Raw genomic sequence first — 21,064 nt, 5'->3', positions numbered from 1 at the left:
GCATGGTGGACAGTTCGCTCCGCACCAAACTCAATTCGATCAAGCACGCGATGAAAGAGGCAGGCTGATGGACATCCGCGCCGCGGAAATTTCCGCGATCCTGAAGGACCAGATCAAGAATTTCGGCCAGGAGGCCGAAGTTTCCGAAGTCGGACAGGTTCTGTCCGTCGGCGACGGCATCGCCCGTGTTTACGGCCTCGACAACATCCAGGCCGGCGAAATGGTCGAGTTCGAGAACGGCACGCGCGGCATGGCGCTGAACCTGGAGACCGACAATGTCGGCATCGTGATTTTCGGTGCCGACCGCGAGATCAAGGAAGGCCAGACCGTCAAGCGCACCCGCGCCATCGTCGACACGCCGGTCGGTAAGGGTCTGCTCGGCCGCGTCGTCGACGCACTGGGCAATCCGATCGACGGCAAGGGCCCGATCCAGGCCACCGAGCGCAAGCGCGTCGACGTCAAGGCTCCCGGCATCATTCCGCGCAAGTCGGTGCACGAGCCGATGGCCACCGGCCTCAAGGCCATCGACGCTTTGATCCCGATCGGCCGCGGCCAGCGCGAGCTGATCATCGGCGACCGCCAGACCGGCAAGACCGCCATCGCGCTCGACACCATCCTCAACCAGAAGCCTCTGAACGTCGCGGGCGCCCCCGAAAGCCAGAAGCTCTATTGCGTCTACGTCGCGGTCGGTCAGAAGCGCTCCACCGTTGCGCAGTTCGTGAAGGTGCTCGAGGAACAGGGCGCGCTGGAATATTCGATCGTCGTCGCCGCGACCGCCTCCGATCCGGCCCCGATGCAGTATCTTGCGCCGTTCACCGGCTGCACCATGGGCGAGTACTTCCGCGACAACGGCATGCACGCGGTCATCATCTACGACGACCTTTCCAAGCAGGCCGTCGCCTATCGCCAGATGTCGCTGCTGCTGCGCCGTCCGCCGGGCCGCGAAGCCTATCCGGGCGACGTGTTCTACCTGCATTCGCGCCTGCTGGAGCGCGCCGCCAAGCTGAACGACAGCCAGGGCAACGGCTCGCTGACCGCGCTGCCGGTGATTGAGACTCAGGCCAACGACGTGTCGGCCTATATCCCGACCAACGTGATTTCGATTACCGATGGCCAGATTTTCCTCGAAACCGACCTGTTCTTCCAGGGCATCCGCCCGGCGGTGAACGTCGGTCTGTCGGTGTCGCGCGTCGGCTCGTCGGCTCAGACGAAGGCGATGAAAAAGGTCGCCGGCAAGATCAAGGGCGAGCTCGCGCAATACCGCGAAATGGCGGCGTTCGCGCAGTTCGGCTCCGATCTCGATGCCTCGACCCAGCGCCTGCTCAACCGCGGCTCGCGCCTCACCGAACTCCTGAAGCAGCCGCAATTCTCGCCGCTGAAGATGGAAGAGCAGGTGGTGGTGATCTGGGCCGGCACCAACGGCTATCTGGACAAGCTGCCGCTCAACAAGGTGCGCGCCTTCGAGGACGGGCTGTTGTCGTTGTTGCGGGGGCAGCACGCGGACATTCTCAAGGCTATCCGCGAAAGCCGCGACCTCAGCGACGATACGGCCGCCAAGCTCAAGAGCGCGGTCGAGGGCTACGCCAAGACGTTTGCCTGATCTTTCTTCACCTCTCCCGTTCGCGGGAGAGGTCGACCGGCGCAGCCGGTCGGGTGGGGGAATTTTACGATCGACTTCGGCCCCCTCCCTAACCCTCCCCGCCCGCGGGAGAGGGAAAGGCCGAGCAAGAGGATAAACAGAGTTACCGATGGCCAGCCTTAAAGACATGCGCGTCCGCATCGCCTCGACCAAGGCGACGCAGAAGATCACCAAGGCGATGCAGATGGTTGCGGCATCGAAGCTTCGCCGTGCGCAAAACGCCGCCGAAGCGGCGCGACCCTACGCCCAGAAGATGGATGCGGTGATTTCCAACATCGCCAGCGCCGCGGCCGGCTCGCCCAACGCGTCGCCGCTTCTGGTCGGCACCGGCAAGGATCAGGTTCACCTGCTGCTGGTCTGCACCGGCGAACGCGGCCTGTCCGGGGCGTTCAACTCGGCCATCGTCCGCCTCGCCCGCGACAAGGCGCTTGCCCTGATGAACCAAGGCAAGGAGGTCAAGTTCTTCTGCGTCGGACGCAAGGGTTTCGAGCAGCTTCGACGCACCTTCGAGAAGCAGATTGTCGAGACGGTCGAACTGCGTTCGGTGCGCCAGCTCGGCTTCGTCAACGCCGAGGCGATCGCAAAGAAGGTGCTGGCCCGTTTCGAGGCCGGCGAGTTCGACGTCTGTACGCTGTTCTATTCGCGCTTCCAGTCCGTCATCGCGCAGGTTCCGACCGCCCAGCAGATTATCCCGCTGGCGATTGAGACCTCGGCTGCGAACGGCGATACCGCGCCGTCCTACGAATACGAGCCGGAAGAGGATGAAATTCTCACCCGGCTGCTTCCGCGCAACCTCGCGGTGCAGATCTTCCGGGCGCTGCTGGAAAACAACGCCTCGTTCTACGGCGCGCAGATGACGGCGATGGACAACGCCACCCGCAACGCGGGAGAAATGATCCGCAAGCAGACCCTGATCTACAACCGCACCCGACAGGCGATGATCACCAAGGAACTGATCGAGATCATCTCCGGCGCCGAGGCGGTCTAGTCGAAGGAGACGCAGCATGGCTTATGTCACCAAGGCGACGACAAGCGGAGGCCGTAACGGCCGCGCCGTTATCGACGGCGGCGGACTGGCATTGGCGATGGCGCTCCCGAAGGATCTTGGCGGCGCCGGCGACGGCCATAATCCCGAACAGCTTTTCGCGCTTGGCTGGTCCTCCTGCTTCGGACAGGCCATTCTTGTTCTGGCGAAAAAGCATGGTCTCGACGGACAGGCCGCCAAGGTGACCTGCGAAGTCACGCTCAATGTCGACGACGGCGCGTTCTCGCTGGCTGCCGAACTGAAGGTCGCTCTGCCGGGCGCGGACAAGGCCAAGCTGCAGGCGCTGATTGAAGACGCTCACACCATCTGTCCCTATTCCAAGGCAACCAGGGGCAATGTACCCGTCAAATTGACCGCCGTCTGAAGCGATTGGTCCCCAAAAGTGAAAACCGGTTTTCGGAACAGGCCACGCGCCAACTAGAACGAGTTCGAAGGAGATATTTCTAATGGCATCCCCCGCCAACCAGACCGGACGCATCACACAAGTCATCGGCGCCGTCGTCGACGTTCAGTTTGAAGGGCATCTGCCCGCGATTCTCAACGCCATCGAGACCAAGAACGGCGACAACCGCCTGGTTCTCGAAGTCGCCCAGCATCTCGGCGAATCCACCGTGCGCACCATCGCCATGGACACCACCGAGGGTCTGGTGCGCGGCCAGAACGTCACCGATACCGGCGCACCCATCCGGGTGCCGGTCGGGGCAGGTACGCTTGGCCGCATCATGAACGTGATCGGCGAGCCGGTGGACGAGGGTGGCCCGATCAAGGCCGACGATCTGCGCCCGATCCACGCGGAAGCGCCCTCCTACACCGACCAGTCGACGGAGGCGGAAATTCTCGTCACCGGCATCAAGGTCGTCGATCTGCTCGCGCCTTACGCCAAGGGCGGCAAGATCGGCCTGTTCGGCGGCGCCGGCGTCGGCAAGACCGTGCTGATTCAGGAACTGATCAACAACGTCGCCAAGGCGCACGGCGGCTACTCGGTGTTCGCCGGCGTCGGCGAGCGCACCCGCGAGGGCAACGACCTCTATCACGAGTTCATCGAGTCGGGCGTCAACAAGAAGGGCGGCGGCGAAGGCTCCAAATGCGCGCTGGTTTACGGCCAGATGAACGAACCGCCGGGCGCTCGCGCGCGCGTTGCGCTGTCGGGTCTCACGGTCGCCGAGCAGTTCCGCGACCAGGGCCAGGACGTGCTGTTCTTCGTCGATAACATCTTCCGCTTCACGCAGGCCGGCTCGGAAGTGTCAGCGTTGCTCGGACGCATTCCGAGCGCCGTGGGTTATCAGCCGACGCTCGCCACCGACATGGGCGCGCTTCAGGAGCGCATCACCACCACCAACAAGGGTTCGATCACCTCGGTGCAGGCCATTTACGTGCCGGCCGACGACCTGACCGACCCGGCGCCGGCCACATCCTTCGCGCACCTCGACGCCACCACGGTGCTGAACCGCGCCATCTCGGAAAAAGGCATCTATCCGGCGGTGGACCCGCTGGACTCCACCTCGCGCATGCTCTCGCCGCTGATCGTCGGCGAGGAACACTACCAGACAGCGCGCACGGTGCAGCAGGTGCTGCAGCGCTACAAGTCGCTGCAGGACATCATCGCCATTCTCGGCATGGACGAACTGTCGGAAGAGGACAAGCTGACGGTCGCCCGCGCCCGCAAGGTCGAGCGCTTCCTGTCGCAGCCGTTCCACGTCGCCGAGGTGTTCACCGGCTCGCCGGGCAAGTTCGTCGACCTCGCCGACACCATCAAGGGCTTCCGCGACCTCTGCCAGGGCAAATACGACCATCTGCCGGAAGCGGCGTTCTACATGGTCGGCACCATCGAGGAAGCCGTCGAGAAGGGCAAGAAGCTGGCGGCCGAGGCGGCTTAAATAATCATCGTCATTGCCGGGGATAACTCCTCGAAGAACGGCGTTCTAAAGAACGCCAATGACCGGCAATCCATCGATGAATATGTTTTGGCGGATGGACCCGCGGGTTAAGCCCCGCGGGTGACAGCAGAGAGACTGGACACCATGGCGACTTTCCATTTCGATCTCGTCTCGCCGGAGAAACTGGCCTTTTCCGGTGACGTCGATCAGGTTGACGTCCCCGGCGTCGAGGGCGACTTCGGCGTCCTTGCCGGCCACGCGCCTGTGGTGGCGGCGATCCGTCCCGGAATCCTGACCGTCACCGCCGGCGGCTCGCAACAGAAGATCATCGTGCTCGGCGGCCTGGCCGAGGTTTCGGAAAACGGCCTGACCGTTCTCGCCGATGTGGCGACCTCCATCGAGGAGCTCGATCGCGCCCAGTTCGCGGATACGATCGCGGGCATGGAAGCCAAGCTGGCGGAAAAGGAAGGCTCCGAACTCGACAAGGCGATCGAGCGGTTGGATCATTTCAAGAGCATTCAGAGCCAGCTCAACACCACGGCGTTGCATTGAGCGAAAAGCCTTTTTGCTTCTGATGGAATCGGAAGCGGAGCTTCCTAGTTTTGATGCGCTTTCTTGACGCGAACCGGTTTCCGCTTCGCTCGAAAAGCAATGAAGGCATCAATCACCGGTCAACTCCGGGGAGCCGGCCGAAGTCTGTTTCACCTGCGTTGAAGTTGAAACAGACTCGTCGCTTATCTATTTGGGCATGATCTTTACCGAAAACCGGTTTCCACTTTTCGGGATCATGCTCTAATCGCCCGAGAGACCAGCGAATTCCCTGACCACCCGCTCGTAGACCGGGCGCTTGAAAGGCACGATGAGCCGGGTGAGGTTCTGCATCGGCTCCCAACGCCAGGCGATGAATTCCGGCTTGTGGCCATCGCCCGGATTGGCGACGTCGATCTCGTTGTCGCTGCCGGTGAAGCGCATCGCGTACCACTTCTGCCGCTGGCCGCGATAGCGCCCCTTCCAGGCCCGTCCGGCCACGGTGCGCGGGATATCGTAGATCAGCCAGTCGGATACTTCGGCGAGCTTCTCGACAGAGCGAACGCTGGTCTCTTCATAGAGCTCCCGTTTCGCCGCGAGCCACGTGTCTTCGCCGGGATCGACGCCGCCCTGCGGCATCTGCCAGACATGACTGTCGTCGACATGCTCGATGCCACCGGCGCGGCGACCGATGAAAACGAGTCCCCTGTCGTTGATCAGCATCATTCCGACGCACGTGCGGTAGGGTAGATCGTCGTAACGCGCCATTCCGTCAATGCCTTTCGCGTCTCCCGCCGTGAAAGCGAAGGGGACGCGGATTTCGAAGATCAACTCGATTTTGATTTCAGCATCGCGGTTGTCAATGGCACCAGCATCACGCCACGGCTTTCGAGAGCTTTGGTCCAGATTCCGATCCGGTCGATGGAAACCGGAAGCGCCGACGCCATCCCGATGGCGGTTCCCCGCTCCTTCGCCAGATCTTCAAGTCGTGTGAGCGCCTTGTCGATCGCCACCGAGGTCGGAACGGAATCAATAGTCAGATCGGCTTTGGCGAACGGCATGGCCTGCCCCTCCGCGAGCTGAGCCGCGACGCTCCTCGGAGTGGAACCGTCGTCGAGATAGCCAAGTCCGCGCTTGGCTGCCTCGCGAATGATCGGCTGCATGACGGCGTTGGCGGTGACAAAATGGGAGCCCATGAAATTGGCGAGACCGACATATCCCTGAAAGCGGCTGAGGTGCCAATAGAGGCGATCGATATTCTGTTCGGTGCCGAGCGTCGTCAGCAGGGTCTGCGGCCCAGGATCGTTGTCGGGATAGTCATAAGGCTCCATGGGGACTTCCAGCAGAATCTCGTGACGTTGCGCGCGAGCCCGCTCCACCAGCTTGCCCGGATCGGACCCGTATGGCGTGAATCCAAGCGTCACGGCGGACGGCAATTTCATGATGGCGTCGACGGTTTTGGCCGCACCGACCCCGAGACCACCGACCACGATCGCGACCACCGGCATCGTGGCCGCCTTCGCGCGATCCGCATCGGTGCCCATCGCATAGGCCTTGAAGGGCTTCGAGCCATCAGCGGCGACAACCGGTATCATTCCGTAACGTGACTTCTCCAGCAGGCGCTGATCGATTCCGGCCATCGTCGCCGGCGCAACCTCGCCGCCGGCCATAGCGGAATCCCCGCCCGCAACCACGACGTTCTGGCGCGCGCCGCTGGAGCCGTCGATAATGGTGATGGTCTTTTGACCGGCCTCGGGTTGGGGGTTCGCTGCGGCGGCCGCACTGGCCGGCTTCGATGCAGGCGGCACCGCGGCAGGCTTCTCCTCGGGTGTTGCGGGCTGCCGGATCGCGATTCGCGCCGTGGGTTCGCCGCCGAGCGGATCGTGGTTGAAAAGGGCAAAGCCCAGGAACGCGGCAAGGACCAAACCCAGCAGGGCGGCAATCGCCTGCGGCAGCGTGAAGGGAAGTCGCAATCTTCGCCGGGGCGTGGGGTTCTGTCCGAGCGGCGCGCTGAGATCGTCCGTCGTATCAACCATGGAACTCCCCGAATCATCCGATTCGACGATACCATGGACGCCCGCAAAGGCGGCAGGCTGCAATCGTGCTTACCCCGGCGTGCTTACCCCGGGGCTATCGGCCCCGCGCGGAGGAGACGGGCATCAGGGGATGTCCGTCTCCGTAAATCCGGCTTGTTTCAGCGCGTCAGTTCGCGGCCTTGTCCGCCGGTTTCTCGATCGCCGCCTTGTCGCGGGACGCCTGCGACGAGGCATTGATCTTGACGCCGTGCAAAAGATCATCGGCCATCTTGAGCGCCTTGTCGTTCTTGGCGTCCGGCGGCACGTAGGATTGCGAACCGGTCTTCTCGTCGTTGCCATTTTTCAGATGGCCGCGCAACGAAGCCTCGCCCTTGGTATCGGTCCGCGACTTCAGTTCGTCGGGCACGTCCTGAAGCACCTCGATATCCGGAACGATGCCCTTGGCCTGAATCGAACGACCCGATGGCGTGTAATAACGCGCCGTGGTCAGCCTCAGCGCGCCGTTGCCTGAACCGAGCGGAATGATGGTCTGCACCGAGCCCTTGCCGAACGAGCGGGTGCCGATCAGCGTCGCCCGCTTGTGGTCCTGCAACGCGCCCGCGACAATTTCAGAAGCCGAAGCGGACCCGCCATTGATCAGGACAATCACCGGCTTGCCCTTGGTGAGGTCGCCGGGATGCGCGCTGCGGCGCTGGGTTTCCTCGGCATTGCGGCCGCGCGTCGACACGATCTCGCCGCGATCGAGGAAGGTGTCGGACACGGTGACCGCTTCCTCGAGCAATCCGCCGGGATTGTTGCGCAGATCGATGATGTAGCCCTTGAGCTTGTCGCCGATCTGGCTGCGAAGGTCGGCAATCGCCTTCTTGAGGCCTTCGGTGGTCTGCTCGTTGAAGGTGGTGATGCGAATATAGGCGATGTCGTCGGCCTCGACGTGCGAACGCACCGAGCGGACGCGAATGTTGTCGCGCACCAGCGTCACGTCGATCGGATTGTCCTGGCCCTTGCGGATGATCTTCAGCTTGATCTTGGTGCCGATCGGACCCCGCATCTTGTCGACGGCCTGATTGAGGGTCAGTCCCTGCACCGCCTCGTCGTCCAGATTGGTAATGACGTCGTTCGCAAGAATTCCCGCCTTGGATGCCGGCGTGTCGTCGATGGGCGAGACCACCTTGACCAGGCCGTCTTCCATCGTGACCTCGATGCCGAGACCGCCGAACTCGCCGCGCGTCTGCACCTGCATGTCGCGGAAGCTCTTGGCATCCATGTAGCTCGAATGCGGATCGAGACCCGACAGCATGCCGCTGACGGCCGATTCGATCAGCTTGCTGTCGTCGGGCTTCTCGACATAGTCGCTGCGGACCCGCTCGAACACATCCCCGAACAGGTTGAGTTGTCGGTAGGTATCCGACGTCGCGGCTCGCGCGCTCGATCCCATCAGCACCGAGCGCGGCTGCGTCACGAACAGCGTCAGCGCCGCACCCGCGGCGGCGCTGAGAAGAATAAGGGAAGCCTTGCGCATCATCCGCGAACCTTTTGGTCGTTATTTGCGGCCCACCATGGGCCTGGATCAATCGGAGTGCCGTCCTTACGGAACTCGATATAGAGAACGGGCTGACTCGGGTTTGCCGCGAGAATCGAGGCGACGCGGGAGGTCGATCCCATTGTCGCTACCGGCTCTCCGGTCAACACGAACTGGCCGATGTTAACCGAAATACGCTCCATCCCGGCGATGAGGACATGATACCCGCCACCGGCATTGAGGATCAAGAGTTGTCCATAGCTGCGGAATGGCCCGGCATACACAACCCAGCCATCACACGGAGTCGTGACCTGCGCGCCCCGGCGGGCCGCCAACGAAATGCCTTTTTCCACCCCACCGACGCCGTCGGAACCGCCAAAGTCACGGATCTTCGTACCGTTAACCGGAAACGCTAACAAACCCTTGGCGGCCGCAAAGGCAATGGCGGGACTGAGCCGGCTGGGGTCCTTCAGAGCAGCGAGATTCGGCTTGCCGTTGAGCGGCGCGGGAGCGCCTTTCCGGCTGGCTATCGCCGCCGCCTCGGCCGCGCTTTTCAGATCCTGCTCCATCTTCGCGATCAGGCCCTGCAGGCTGTCGACCTGATGCGACAGCTCGATCGCGCGCGCGCCTTCCGCAGCCATATCCTTTTCGAAGCTGCTTTGCTGCCTTTGCCGTTCGTCCACCAGCGTCGACAGGCGGGTTTGCTCGGCCTTGAGCTTGTCACGATCGGCTGCCATCCGATCGCGTTCGGCGGCAATGGATTTGCGAAGGCTGACGAGTTCATCGAGATCCGCCACAAGCTTTGCGGCTCGCCCGCGCATCTCCGGCACCACGGAGCCGAGCAATATCGCGGTCCGCAAGGATTGCAGCGCATCCTCAGGCCGCAGCAGCAGAGCCGGCGGCGTGCGGCGGCCGACCCGCTGCAGGGCAGCGAGCACTTCCACGATTTCCGAGCGCCGCGAATCCAGCGAGCTGCGGATTTCCTGTTCGTGCGCGTCGAGCGGCAGCAGGCGCGCTTCGGCCTCTGTGATCTTGGTCTCGATGTCCCGAACTGCGGCGGCAGTCTCGATCAACTGTTGATTGAGCTTGGCGCGGTTCTGGCCGATCGCCGCGATGTCGACCTTCAGCCGCTCCTGCAACTCAGTGGCATTCTTCTGCTGCGCGCGCACCGCTTCCAGCTCCTGCTCGCGCTGCTTGATGTCATCGCCAGACGGAGCGACAGCAGGCGAAGGCGTTCCGGCCGCCTGCGCCCTGGCCACGGACGGCCCCGCGGACGAAACGCCGGCGAGCAGACAGACCGCAAGGACCAGAACGGCAGGCTGCTGTCCGTCGCGCGCTGCCGCTTGCCTTGCAACGATGCCTTGGGTCAATCGCATGTCAGACAGTCTGCACTCGTCTGCTTGCACCATGTCGATCCGATTGCGCTGGCGCATCTAGTGGGATGGATTTGACATTCGCTGTCCAGTTACCGCGAACGCGAGAAGCGAAGGTCAAATCCAAAGCTCCACCAGAAACTTATATTTGCTGGTGGTCCTTTGTTTCGAACATTTGCAAGAACGCCTGCCGCACCGGAATGCAAATGTTAGAAACGGACCACTAGCCGCGGTGATAAGGATGGCCGGCCAGGATGGTTGCGGCCCGGTAGATCTGTTCAAGCAACATCACGCGCACGATCTGATGCGGCCAGGTGGCCGCGCCCAACGCTACGTTCAGCTTAGCCTTGCGCCGCAATTCGGGCGAAAGTCCGTCCGCACCGCCCACGGCGAAAACTGTATTCGCCACCGACTCATCACGCCAGCGGCCAAGATGGCCTGCAAATGTGGCGCTGTCGATGTTTTTACCCTTTTCATCCAGCGCCACCAGGATCGCTCCCTCAGGGACCAGGGCAACAATCGCCGCGGCCTCTTCGCGAATGCGTTGTTCGGCATCGCGGGCGCGGCTTTCCGGGATTTCGTGGATATCGAGGCCGCGAAAGCCCTGCTTGCGCCCGATATCGTCGAAGCGTCCGCGATAGCGGTCGGCAAGCTCCCGCTCCGGACCCTGCTTGAGACGGCCAATGGCAATGACGGCGAGTCGCATCCGTGTAAGCTACAGAGTTTTCCAGCTAAGCGGGCGCCGGTTCTAAAAAGAACGCGCCACATCGAAAATCATGTAGCCCCGCGCTTCCCGATTCCATCAGAAGCGGGAACGCACGCGCTCCACTTCAACGGGAGCGACCCGACCAATTAGCGACGGCACGCGGGGTTCAGACCGTCTTCGCCGTCGCCGTGTTTTGTATCCACAACCTTTCCAGATTGTAGAACTCGCGAACCTCAGGCCTAAATACGTGCACGATCACATCGCCGGAATCGATAAGCACCCAATCGCAATTGGGCAAACCCTCGATGTGAACCTTCTTGACTCCGGTTTCCTTAAGACCCTTGGCGACGTTCTCGGCGACTGCACCGACATGCCGGTTGGACCGGCCGGTGGTGACGACCATGTAGTCCGAAAATGCCGATTTGCCGCGGAGATCGATGGTGACCGTATCTTCCGCCTTCATATCGTCGAGGCGGGAAAGGATCAGCTTGAGGGTCTCGTCGACATCGGGTCGCGCCTCTGAAACGACGGCGTCTACCGAAGTCTTGTCTGCTCTCGACCCCGCGTTCTTCGATGTCGCTCTCTTCGAAGGCCTGGGCGAGGAGGACCTAGACAATACAGGTGCGGTCAGGGACCATTTCCTTTCGCTGTATCGGAACGCCGAATCCGGGCGGCCGATGGGGGTATATTACGCATGTAGACCTGACGGTTTCAATATTCCAGTGGTGCGGCAGCTTGATGTTTTCCGGCTGCGGTCTTCCATGTTCCATCCCCGTTCCGCAGCCCGGTCGAAGACAAACTCGACTTCATCCCGGTAAGGAAGACCCAGGCGGGCGGGCGATGGGTTGCCAATTGGGCGGCCCGGGCCTCAGGCAGACGCCACATTGCCAGCGCCCGGGCGGCGGGCGCCGCGAGGGCGCGGAAACTCTGCGGCGGGCGGTCGATCACCGCGATCGGCACCTCGGCCGCGATCCGCTGCCAGTTCTCCCAGCGATGGAACTGCGCCAGATTGTCGGCGCCCATGATCCAGACAAAGTGCACCTTGGCGCATCTGCGCCGCAGGTAGGTGATAGTGTCGACGGTGTAGCGCGTTCCGATGACAGCTTCGAGACAACTGACATCGATCCGCGGGTCCCCGGCCGCCGCCCGCGCCGCGGCGGCGCGTTCGGCGAGATCGTACAGCGAGCGCCGGTCCTTGAGCGGGTTGCCGGGCGAAACCAGCCACCAGACCCGGTCGAGTTTCAACCGCTTCAAGGCATACAGGCTGACGGCGCGATGCGCGGCATGAGGCGGATTGAATGAGCCGCCGAACAGACCGATGCGCATGCCGTCGGAATGGAGCGGGAGGGCGCAGGACGAAGCGACAGAACGCAGCCTCAATTCAGTCTCCGCGCGCGCAGGCGCATGATCCGCCCTGGCGCATGCGGTTGGGTGAGAGGATCATGCGCGTCTGTATCACATTGCGTTCACGGCCGGGTCTGTCCGGTGCCGTGAACGCGATATTTGAAACTGGTGAGTTGCTCGGCGCCGACCGGCCCGCGCGCATGGAATTTGCCGGTCGCGATGCCGATTTCGGCGCCAAAGCCGAATTCGCCGCCGTCGGCGAATTGCGTCGAGGCGTTGTGCAGCACGATCGCCGAATCCACTTCTTCAAGAAACCTCGCGGCAATCTTTGGATCGTCGGTCACGATCGCATCGGTATGGTGCGAGCCGTGGCGCTGGATATGATTGATCGCCTCACTGACGCCATCGACGACCCGCGCTGCGATGATCGCAGCCTCATATTCGGTATCCCAGTCGTCATCGGTCGCGGGCTTGACCCGCGCATCGACGCTCTGCACGGCGGCGTCGCCGCGCACTTCGCAGCCCGCATCAATCAGCATTTCGACCAGCGGCTTGAGTGCCTTCGGCGCGCCGGCGCGATCGACCAGCAGCGTCTCGGCCGCGCCGCAGATGCCGGGACGGCGCATCTTGGCGTTGAGCACGATCGCCTTCGCCATCGCGAGATCGGCATCGCCGTCGACATAGACGTGATTGACGCCTTCCAGATGCGCGAACACCGGCACGCGCGCCTCAGCCTCGACGCGCGCGACAAGGCTCTTGCCCCCGCGCGGCACGATCACGTCGATGCCGCCGTTCAACCCGCCGAGCAGCAAGCCGACGGCGGCGCGGTCACGCGTCGGCACCAGCGTGATCGCCGCTTCCGGCAATCCCGCCTCGCGCAGACCCTGCACCAGACAATCATGGATCGCGCGACATGAACGGAAACTGTCCGAGCCGCCACGCAGGATCACGGCATTGCCGGACTTCAGGCACAGCACCCCGGCATCGGCACAGACGTTGGGGCGGCTCTCGAAGATCACGGCGACGACGCCGAGCGGCACGCGCACGCGCTCGATGGTCATTCCGTTGGGGCGCTGCCAGCTTTCGGTGACGCGCCCGACGGGATCGTCGATCCCACGCACCACCTTGACGCCATCGGCCATCGCATCGATGCGCGCCTGCGTCAGCGTCAGACGATCGAGGAACGCGGAAGCAGCGCCGCCGGCGCGCGCCTCGGTGACATCATCGGCATTGGCCTTGAGAATCGCGGCCGCATGGCTACGGATCGCGCGCTCCATGGCATCGAGCGCCTGATTCTTCTGTGCCGTCGACGCAAGGCCGAGCACGCGCGCGGCGGCGCGCGCCTGCGTTGCAAGCTCGCTCATCAAAGCGGGCAGATCGGCCGAGGCGCCGACCGCCTTCAGGGAGGCAGTCATGTCAGGTTAGCAATCCTGTTAGTGGCAATCCTGTCAGGCAAAACTCACGTCAGATAGAAGTTCTGAAGGTCGGTTTTTCAAGGTCCGTCCTAGCACAGTTGCGACCGGCCCGCTATCGAACAGCCAGCTCCGCCTGGCCGGTCGGCCTTGCGCCGGCCGGCGCGAACATGCTGAGCGCGAACCATGACCGGAAGGCCGCCACCTCCCGGCGCGCTCCGTCGAGACGAAGCCGATCGTCGCGAATGGCGCGGTCGATCGCGACGTGGCCGAGCCAGATCTCGGTCAGCAGACGCAGACTGGCGGCCACGAAGAGATTCACCTCGAAGCCCGGATCCTTGTAGCAGAGATCGACGGCGTCGCCCTCGAACACCAGCCAGTAACAGCGCTGGTTGGCCGGCACTCCCGACAGCCGGAACTCGGTGACGTGACGGCGGTCGTGATGCGGAATTCTGGCCGCGACGTTGCGCCGGACATCCCACATTAAAAGATTCGGATCGAGATTGCCTGCATCCACCAGATCGCGGCGCAGCCAGCGCTGCGCCCACAGTCCCATGCCTTCGATGACCGGAAACAATTCCTTGCCCGCGGGCGTCAGATGATATTCGGCGCCGCCGTGCAAGCCGGTGCGGCGCTCGATGATGCCAGAGTGCTGCAATTCCTTCAGCCGCCGCGCCAGCAGGGCTGACGACATTCGCGGGACCCCGCGCTGCAGGTCATTGAAGCGGACACTGCCGCAGAGGAGTTCGCGGATCACGAGCGGCGTCCATCGTTCCGCCAGCACTTCGCTGGCAATGGCGATCGGACAGAACTGGCCGTAACTCCGTGTTTCGCGCATGGACAAATCTTATCCCCGGGCCTCACGCCAGACAACTTCACATATTGAAGTTGAGATTCGACGCCACGGGCGCACGATACCTCCACGTCCAGCAACAGGAGCCGGTCATGACAGGGTATCTCGACCTTCAGGCGCTCGTGCAGATCATCGGGCCGCGTTTTGCGGAAGGCGCCGCGGAGCGCGATGCAGCGGATGTTTTCGTTGCGAACCACTTCGATGTGCTGGCGCAGCACAAAGTATTCTCCGCGCTGGTGCCGAGGGAGTTCGGCGGCGGCGGCGTTGCGTACAGCGCGATGTGCCGTTTCCTGCGCGAGCTTGCGCATCACTGCCCCTCGACGGCGCTCGCGCTGTCGATGCACCAGCATCTCGTCGCGGCGGCGGTCTACAATCAGCGCCAGGGCCGGCCGGGGCGGAAGCTTTTGGAACGGGTCGCGGCGTCAGAACTGGTGCTGATCTCGACCGGCGCCGGCGACTGGATGGAATCGAACGGCCTGGCGCAGCGTGCCAATGGCGGCTTCCGGGTCAACGCACGAAAGCCTTTCGGCAGCGGCTCGCCCAAAGGCGGCCTGCTAATGACATCGGCGCCGTTCGAAGACCCTGACGAAGGCTGGCAGGTGCTGCATTTCGCGATGCCGTTCGATGCGCCCGGCGTGTCGCTTGGCAACGACTGGCAGACGCTCGGCATGCGCGCGACGGGATCGCAGACCATTGTTCTGGAGAACGTGTTCGTGCCGAATGATGCGATCGCTCTGCGTCGGCCGCGCGGCCGCTTCCACCCGGCGTGGAACGTGATCCTGACGGTCGCGATGCCTCTGATCATGTCGGTCTATGCCGGCGTCGCCGAGGCGGCGGCGGCGATCGGCACCGGACTTGCAAAAAAGCGCATGAACGATCCCACAGTGCCTTATCTTCTCGGCGAACTCGCCAACGAACTGACCAAAGTTCAAATCGCGATCGACGATATGGTCCGCCTGACCAACGACTTCGACGTCACGATGGGCCTGGAGGTGACCAGTCCCATGCTGGTGCGCAAGACCATCGTCGCAGACGGTGTGCTGGCGACCGTCGAGAAGGCGCTGGAAGTGGCCGGCGGCGCCGGCTTCTATCGCAAGGCCGGGCTCGAACGCCTGCTGCGCGACGCGCACGGCGCGCAATTCCACCCGCTCCCGGCGAAACGGCAGCAGCGGTTCACCGGCCGCGTGGCACTCGGTCTCGATCCCATCGCGGATGCAGCGTGAGCCGCGGCCGGAGGCTCAATCAGATTCACCACATCACGCGCCATCGCATCCGTCCAATTCTTCGTGAGAGCGAAACTCGCCGGGCTCCGCGCGGTTTTAGTATCTGTACGGCTGGCTAGCTCAATGCAGGTCGCGCCAGTCCCTCTTGCCGCGGCGTGGCGTCTCGCCACCTCAAACCGCCAAGCCCGCATTGCGCGCCATCTCAAGAAAGGCACTCTCATGACCAGAGAACTTGTCGCTCATAATCATCCGGCGAACGAGACGTACACTCAGCTTCACTCCACCATTCCAAAGATCGCCGCAGGCTTCGTTATTTGGTTCGTTCTGATGGCATGGCTCTTTTTTGACAGGCAGAGTCACGTCGCAATTCCGCTGGCCTTCATCACCGTTCTGTTTCTGGTGGCGGGCCTGTGTTTCAGCGCATCGTTCCTGGTGTGGTACAGACATCAGCCGGATTACGACAGACATCCGAACGAGGTCCCGTTCCGGGATTGGATCACAGGCAAATTTGCGGTCTGGGGCAGTCAGCAGAGCGCCGGACAGGCGGCCACCGAGATATTGTTGCCGATGGCGGCCGCCGCTTTTGGTATCACCGCGATGGGAACCATCTACGTGATCTCGAGCAGCATGATTGGCACCGGCGTCATTAGCTGATGCGCTTTTCACTGAGGCGTAAAACGCTACAGGATTCGTCATGGCCCGGCATAAAGCCGGGCTTGACGATTCAGTCAGACTTTTTCCGCACTCCCCGCCTCGCCGCGCGGCCCGCCGACAACCAGATCGTCGCGGTGGATCATTTCGGCCCGGCCGCTGATGCCGAGAATCTGCGCCGCGTCCGAGGACGAGCGTCCCTTGACCTTCTCTGCGTCGTCGGCATCATAAGCGACGAGCCCGCGGCCGATCTCATGCGTATTCGGGCCGCGCACGATGACGGCGTCCCCTCGCGCGAATTGTCCGTCGACACGGATCACGCCGGCCGGCAGCAGGCTCTTGCCAGCGCGTAGCGCTGCAACCGCACCGGCATCGATAGTGAGCGTGCCTTTCGGCTCCAGCGAGCCGGCGATCCAGCGTTTGCGCGCAGTGACCGGATTCGCCGGCGTCAAAAACCAGGTGCAGCGGCCGCCGTCCATGACGGCCTGCAGCGGATGATCGATCTTGCCCGAGGCGATCAGCATGTGCGTGCCCGAGGTGGTCGCGATCTTCGCCGCCTCGATCTTGGTCCGCATGCCGCCGCGCGACAATTCGGAGGCGGCGCTGCCTGCCATCGCCTCGATATCGGCGGTAACGCGCTTCACAACCGGAATCAGTTTCGCATCCGGGTCGAGATGGGGCGGCGCCTCGTAAAGCCCGTCGATGTCCGACAGCAGGATCAGCAGGTCGGCGCTCGCCATGGTGGCGACGCGGGCGGCGAGACGGTCGTTGTCGCCGTAGCGGATTTCGTTGGTGGCGACCGTGTCGTTCTCGTTGATGACCGGAACAGCGCGCCATTCGAGCAGTTTCGCGATGGTCGAGCGCGCATTGAGATAGCGGCGGCGTTCTTCCGTGTCCTGCAACGTCACCAGAACCTGCCCGGCGCCGATGCCGTGATCGCCCAGCACCTTCGACCAGATCCGCGCCAACGCGATCTGCCCGACCGCGGCGGCAGCCTGGCTTTCTTCCAGTTTCAACGCGCCGCGCGGTAACTTGAGCCGGCTGCGACCCAGCGCGATCGAGCCCGACGAGACGATCAGCACGTCGCGTCCCTCGCCATGAAGCCCGGCGATATCAGCGGCCAGCGCCGACAGCCACGCCGCGCGGACCTCACCGGCATCGGAATCGATCAGCAGCGACGAGCCGACCTTGACGACGATGCGGCGAAATCTTTTGAGATGCAGGCTGGACATGGCGGTCAGCGGTCAATCGAAACGAACGCGCCGCTTTCATCACATGAAAGCGACGCCTTGGAAAGCGGAATGCGGTCCGGGTCAGTTTCCTTCGAAACCGCCAGTTCGTGACTTTGCTGGAATGACGGATAACCCGGCCACGGGATCGTCTAAAGCGTTTTTGCGCGAAGCATGTCCTCGGGCTCGACCCGAAAATGGAAACCGGTTCGCGAGAAGAAAAGGCGTCGAATCAAAATCATAAGCCCCACTTCTGATTCCATCAGAAGCGGAAGGCTCTATGGCGACCACGGCTTGGCCTGCGCCGCCGGCGTTGCGCCGGCCGCCGCAGCCGAATTCTCGACGCCCTTGGCCTTGTCGGACACCGGCGCTTCGCCGATCACGGCGACAAGCGCCCGCAACGCCTCGCTGACGCCCTTGCCGGTGATGCCCGACAGCAGCAGCGGCATTTTCTTGGCGGCGCGCTTGAGGCGATCGCGCTGCTTCTTCAGATCCTCGGCCGAGACCGCATCGATCTTGTTGAGCGCGACGATCTCGGCCTTCTCCGCGAGCGTTCCAGCGTAGGCTTCCAGTTCACCGCGCACGGTCTTGTAGGCGCGACCCGCATGTTCGCAGGTGGCATCGACCAGATGCAGCAACACGCGGCAGCGTTCGACATGCCCCAGAAACCGGTCGCCGAGACCGGCGCCTTCATGCGCGCCCTCGATCAGCCCCGGAATGTCCGCCAGCACGAATTCGCGGTCATCGATATTCACGACGCCGAGCTGCGGGTGCAGCGTGGTGAACGGATAGTCCGCGATCTTCGGCTTCGCCGCGCTGACCTTGGATAGAAACGTCGACTTGCCGGCATTGGGCAGGCCCACAAGGCCGGCATCGGCGATCAGCTTCAGCCGCAGCCAGATCCAGCGCTCTTCCCCTGGCTGGCCGGGATTGGCGTTGCGCGGCGCGCGATTGGTGGACGACTTGAAGTGCGCGTTGCCGAACCCGCCATTGCCGCCTTCGGCCAGCACGAAGCGTTCGCCGACGCTGGTGAAGTCATGGATCAGGGTTTCACGGTCCTCGTCGATGATCTGGGTACCGAGCGGCACCTTAAGCACAATGTCCTTGCCGTTGGCGCCGTGGCGGTCCGAGCCCATCCCGTTGGCGCCTTTCGGCGCCTTGAAGTGCTGCTGATAGCGATAGTCGATCAGCGTGTTGAGACCATCGGCAACCTCGACGATGACGTCGCCGCCGCGCCCGCCATTGCCCCCGGAAGGTCCGCCGAACTCGATGAACTTCTCGCGGCGGAACGCCACGCAGCCGTTGCCGCCATCGCCGGAGCGGATATAGACCTTGGCTTCATCGAGAAATTTCATGGTGGATTAGGTAAGTTACGCGCGGTCGCGAGGCAACCGCCGCGACGCGCCATCGAGCATCATTGCCCGGGCTAGACCCGGCGCTCCGTTGCATTCGAACGTGTCCTGACAGATCCGGCCGTTACCGTTCGCGGCGCGCCGCACTGCCCCAGGTCTTCAGCGACGACCAAACGCCTCGCGACAGGCGGAAGCGGTCGACCGGCGTCGACGATCCGAGCGCCCTGGAGCGATGCAGTTCGACACCGGTCCACTGGAAACCGCATTTTTCCAGTACGTTCCGCGACGCCGGATTGACCACGCGCGCGCCGGAGCGCAACTGGTCGACCGCGAACGCCTCGAAGGTGTAGTCGATCACCGCGCGCGCGGCCTCGGTGGCGAAACCCCGCCCCCAGTAGTCGACGCCGACCCAATAGCCAAGCTCGGGCGCGTCCGGCTCGCTCCAGTCGACGCCGGTGACGCCGACCGGAACGTGATTGTGCTCGATCAGAAACACGGTCTCGCTGCTGTCGCCGGCGACGGCTTCGACGAAACGAACCGCTTCCTCCTGCGTGTATGGGTGCGGCAAGCGGCGCGCCATCTCCGCGATCCGGCGATCGTTGGCGAGAGCAGCAATGACCCTGGCGTCGGCCAGCGTCGGTTTGCGCAGGCTCAGCCGCTCGGTCTCGAGAATGAACGGCCGCGTCTGGCGCAGCGCGAGGGTCGAGGTCGGAATGTCCTGCAGCATGGTCGGCTCCGTGATGCGAACGCAGGTCCATATGCAAACGCAAACTAAAAAAGGGAGGCCGGTTTCCCGCCTCCCCCTTGGAGCCGTTCATGCTCCGCCGGTTCAACAGGGACCGGCGGACGCAATGTCATCCACCGTCTACTCGGCCGCGGCTTCCGTCATCGGGACTACCGATACGAACGTGCGGCCGCCGGCTTTCGCACGAAATGCAACGCGGCCTTCAACCTTGGCGAACAGGGTGTGGTCGGTGCCCATGCCAACATTAAGGCCGGGATGCCAAGTGGTGCCGCGCTGGCGGGCGATAATGTTACCGGGAATCACGTGCTCGCCGCCGAACGCCTTGATCCCGAGGCGTTTGCCGTGCGAATCGCGTCCATTCCGCGAAGAACCGCCTGCCTTTTTGTGAGCCATCGCTCGTCTCCAGTCTCGTCCGTATCTCTAGATCATTTCCGTGACAGAATCATTCACTTTTTCTCACGGACATTTTTAATCGCTCTTATTCGTCGCTTTTCGCCTTCTTGGCTGCCGGTTTTTTGGCTGCCGGCTTCTTGGCGACCGCCTTTTTCGCCGGAGCCTTCGTCGCGGCCGCCTTGGCCGATGTCTTCGAATCTGCCTTCTTCTTCGCTGCCTTGGGCGCCTCGTCGCCCTCGGCCTCGGCCGGCTTGACGACCTTTTCCTTCTTGGGGCGCGGTCCGATTGTCGGGGCCTTGCCGTCAGCCAAGATCTCGGTGATCCGCAGCACCGTGATCTCGTCGCGATAACCGCGCTTGCGCTTCGAATGCTTGCGGCGACGCTTCTTGAACGCGATCACCTTCGGACCGCGCTTATGCTGCAATACTTCCGCGGCGACCGAAGCGCCGGCCACCGTGGGCGCGCCGAGCACCGGCGTGTCGCCGCCAAGCACCAGAACTTCGCCAAGCTGCACGATCGTTCCGACTTCGCCGGCGATCTTGCCAATCTCGAGCACATCATCCGGAACGACGCGATATTGGCGGCCGCCGGTTTTGATGACTGCGAACATCGTTCTATTCCTTCGTGTTCGATCCCGGCCTCGGACAAGTCCGGGTCGGCTTTTTATCAGTCGTTAGGTCAAGAGCATTTTCGAACGACAAACCGGATGCCGCTTTGCCCAGAAATGCCCGATGGGTTTTTCACGCAACCGGGGAAATGCCCTGCGGTCACACAAAAACAAGCGGCGCTGGGGTAACCCCGCGCCGGTTGCGGGACTTATAGCCGCCAAAGGCAGGGAGTCAAGGCGAGAGGCGCGAGAAACGGCCGATTATCAGCGATTTCAGCTTGGCCTCCCCGTTTCCGGATCGAGGCCATGAAACAAAAAGGTTCCCTGACCGTTGATACCGGCCAAATCGACCAGCGAGCGGGGCAACGATGGCTGAAGACACCTTGACGACGGCGGGTATCGGCAAGCACGGGGTTCTGCGGCTGCCATCGGTGGATGTCGACAGCTACAACATCGAATTGAAAGACGACGAGGGCTTTCTCGGCGATCGCGCCTGCAAGGGCGCCTTCCGCAAGATCCTCGACGGCCTGCG

The 21,064-nt window shown here is 63.0% G+C and carries 21 protein-coding genes and 2 pseudogenes; 9 read left to right on the top strand and 14 right to left on the bottom strand.

The window, feature by feature from the left end:
* From ACS3WB_RS15640 to ACS3WB_RS15615, 6 genes and pseudogenes are all read left to right on the top strand, one after another.
* Nucleotides 1-68 (top strand): annotated as a pseudogene (locus tag ACS3WB_RS15640) (F0F1 ATP synthase subunit delta); the annotation flags it as partial.
* On the top strand, nt 68-1,600 hold the full coding sequence (gene atpA / locus ACS3WB_RS15635; protein WP_438276405.1) for a F0F1 ATP synthase subunit alpha: 1,533 nt from the start codon (nt 68-70) through the stop codon (nt 1,598-1,600). The pseudogene ACS3WB_RS15640 and the gene atpA, both read left to right, overlap by 1 nt.
* Before the next feature lie 148 nt (nt 1,601-1,748).
* Complete coding sequence (locus ACS3WB_RS15630; RefSeq protein WP_438276403.1) at nt 1,749-2,627, top strand: F0F1 ATP synthase subunit gamma; 879 nt, start codon at nt 1,749-1,751, stop codon at nt 2,625-2,627.
* A 16-nt stretch (nt 2,628-2,643) separates the two neighbouring features.
* Complete coding sequence (locus ACS3WB_RS15625) at nt 2,644-3,048, top strand: organic hydroperoxide resistance protein (RefSeq protein WP_438276402.1); 405 nt, start codon at nt 2,644-2,646, stop codon at nt 3,046-3,048.
* A gap of 82 nt (nt 3,049-3,130) precedes the next feature.
* A complete protein-coding gene (gene atpD / locus ACS3WB_RS15620) occupies nt 3,131-4,561 on the top strand; it encodes a F0F1 ATP synthase subunit beta (protein WP_438276401.1) in 1,431 nt (476 codons plus the stop codon).
* A 144-nt stretch (nt 4,562-4,705) separates the two neighbouring features.
* Entirely contained in the window at nt 4,706-5,113 is a 408-nt protein-coding gene (locus ACS3WB_RS15615; protein ID WP_438276400.1) for a F0F1 ATP synthase subunit epsilon, read from the top strand.
* A 240-nt stretch (nt 5,114-5,353) separates the two neighbouring features.
* Here the strand turns inward: ACS3WB_RS15615 and ACS3WB_RS15610 are convergent, their stop codons facing one another.
* The 9 genes from ACS3WB_RS15610 to ACS3WB_RS15570 form a co-directional block, all read right to left on the bottom strand.
* Complete coding sequence (locus tag ACS3WB_RS15610) at nt 5,354-5,857, bottom strand: RNA pyrophosphohydrolase (protein WP_438276399.1); 504 nt, start codon at nt 5,855-5,857, stop codon at nt 5,354-5,356.
* A gap of 59 nt (nt 5,858-5,916) precedes the next feature.
* A complete protein-coding gene (locus ACS3WB_RS15605) occupies nt 5,917-7,125 on the bottom strand; it encodes a divergent polysaccharide deacetylase family protein (protein ID WP_438276398.1) in 1,209 nt (402 codons plus the stop codon).
* A 166-nt stretch (nt 7,126-7,291) separates the two neighbouring features.
* On the bottom strand, nt 7,292-8,647 hold the full coding sequence (locus tag ACS3WB_RS15600) for a S41 family peptidase (RefSeq protein WP_438276397.1): 1,356 nt from the start codon (nt 8,645-8,647) through the stop codon (nt 7,292-7,294).
* Nucleotides 8,644-10,020, bottom strand: coding sequence for a murein hydrolase activator EnvC family protein (locus ACS3WB_RS15595; protein WP_438276396.1), 1,377 nt, complete (start codon nt 10,018-10,020; stop codon nt 8,644-8,646). Before ACS3WB_RS15595 ends, ACS3WB_RS15600 begins: the two co-directional genes overlap by 4 nt.
* A 220-nt stretch (nt 10,021-10,240) precedes the next feature.
* Nucleotides 10,241-10,723, bottom strand: coding sequence for a 23S rRNA (pseudouridine(1915)-N(3))-methyltransferase RlmH (gene rlmH, locus ACS3WB_RS15590; RefSeq protein WP_438276395.1), 483 nt, complete (start codon nt 10,721-10,723; stop codon nt 10,241-10,243).
* A gap of 166 nt (nt 10,724-10,889) precedes the next feature.
* Nucleotides 10,890-11,210 (bottom strand): ribosome silencing factor, encoded by a 321-nt coding sequence (gene rsfS / locus ACS3WB_RS15585; protein ID WP_438276404.1) that lies wholly within the window; start codon nt 11,208-11,210, stop codon nt 10,890-10,892.
* A gap of 224 nt (nt 11,211-11,434) precedes the next feature.
* Nucleotides 11,435-12,103: a nicotinate-nucleotide adenylyltransferase gene (locus ACS3WB_RS15580; protein WP_438276394.1), complete on the bottom strand. Its 669-nt coding sequence runs from the start codon at nt 12,101-12,103 to the stop codon at nt 11,435-11,437.
* A gap of 86 nt (nt 12,104-12,189) precedes the next feature.
* Entirely contained in the window at nt 12,190-13,482 is a 1,293-nt protein-coding gene (locus ACS3WB_RS15575; protein WP_438276393.1) for a glutamate-5-semialdehyde dehydrogenase, read from the bottom strand.
* 112 nt (nt 13,483-13,594) lie between these two features.
* Entirely contained in the window at nt 13,595-14,317 is a 723-nt protein-coding gene (locus ACS3WB_RS15570; protein ID WP_438276392.1) for a winged helix-turn-helix transcriptional regulator, read from the bottom strand.
* Between the two features lie 107 nt (nt 14,318-14,424).
* Between ACS3WB_RS15570 and ACS3WB_RS15565 the strand changes: the two genes are divergently transcribed.
* Nucleotides 14,425-15,555: an acyl-CoA dehydrogenase family protein gene (locus ACS3WB_RS15565; protein WP_438276391.1), complete on the top strand. Its 1,131-nt coding sequence runs from the start codon at nt 14,425-14,427 to the stop codon at nt 15,553-15,555.
* A 219-nt stretch (nt 15,556-15,774) separates the two neighbouring features.
* Nucleotides 15,775-16,209, top strand: coding sequence for a hypothetical protein (locus ACS3WB_RS15560; protein WP_438276390.1), 435 nt, complete (start codon nt 15,775-15,777; stop codon nt 16,207-16,209).
* 74 nt (nt 16,210-16,283) lie between these two features.
* Here ACS3WB_RS15560 and proB read toward each other — a convergent pair whose 3' ends face one another.
* The 5 genes from proB to rplU all read right to left on the bottom strand — a co-directional run bounded on the left by proB (nt 16,284) and on the right by rplU (nt 20,535).
* Nucleotides 16,284-17,438, bottom strand: coding sequence for a glutamate 5-kinase (gene proB / locus ACS3WB_RS15555; protein WP_438276389.1), 1,155 nt, complete (start codon nt 17,436-17,438; stop codon nt 16,284-16,286).
* Nucleotides 17,439-17,713: 275 nt separating this feature from the next.
* Nucleotides 17,714-18,790 (bottom strand): GTPase ObgE, encoded by a 1,077-nt coding sequence (obgE, locus tag ACS3WB_RS15550; protein WP_438276388.1) that lies wholly within the window; start codon nt 18,788-18,790, stop codon nt 17,714-17,716.
* A gap of 121 nt (nt 18,791-18,911) precedes the next feature.
* On the bottom strand, nt 18,912-19,514 hold the full coding sequence (locus ACS3WB_RS15545) for a GNAT family N-acetyltransferase (RefSeq protein ID WP_438276387.1): 603 nt from the start codon (nt 19,512-19,514) through the stop codon (nt 18,912-18,914).
* Nucleotides 19,515-19,652: 138 nt separating this feature from the next.
* Nucleotides 19,653-19,925 carry a 50S ribosomal protein L27 gene (rpmA, locus tag ACS3WB_RS15540; protein ID WP_292618957.1) on the bottom strand — a complete coding sequence of 91 codons (273 nt, stop codon included), beginning with the start codon at nt 19,923-19,925 and terminating at the stop codon, nt 19,653-19,655.
* A gap of 85 nt (nt 19,926-20,010) precedes the next feature.
* A complete protein-coding gene (rplU, locus tag ACS3WB_RS15535; RefSeq protein ID WP_438276386.1) occupies nt 20,011-20,535 on the bottom strand; it encodes a 50S ribosomal protein L21 in 525 nt (174 codons plus the stop codon).
* A gap of 365 nt (nt 20,536-20,900) precedes the next feature.
* Between rplU and ACS3WB_RS15530 the strand changes: the two are divergent.
* Nucleotides 20,901-21,064, top strand: a pseudogene (locus ACS3WB_RS15530) (ROK family protein); the annotation flags it as partial.

The organism is Nitrobacter sp., from assembly GCF_051535215.1.
Lineage (GTDB): Bacteria > Pseudomonadota > Alphaproteobacteria > Rhizobiales > Xanthobacteraceae > Nitrobacter.
Note: the sequence above shows the minus strand (reverse complement) of the source record. Positions and strands in the feature narration are given on the sequence as shown.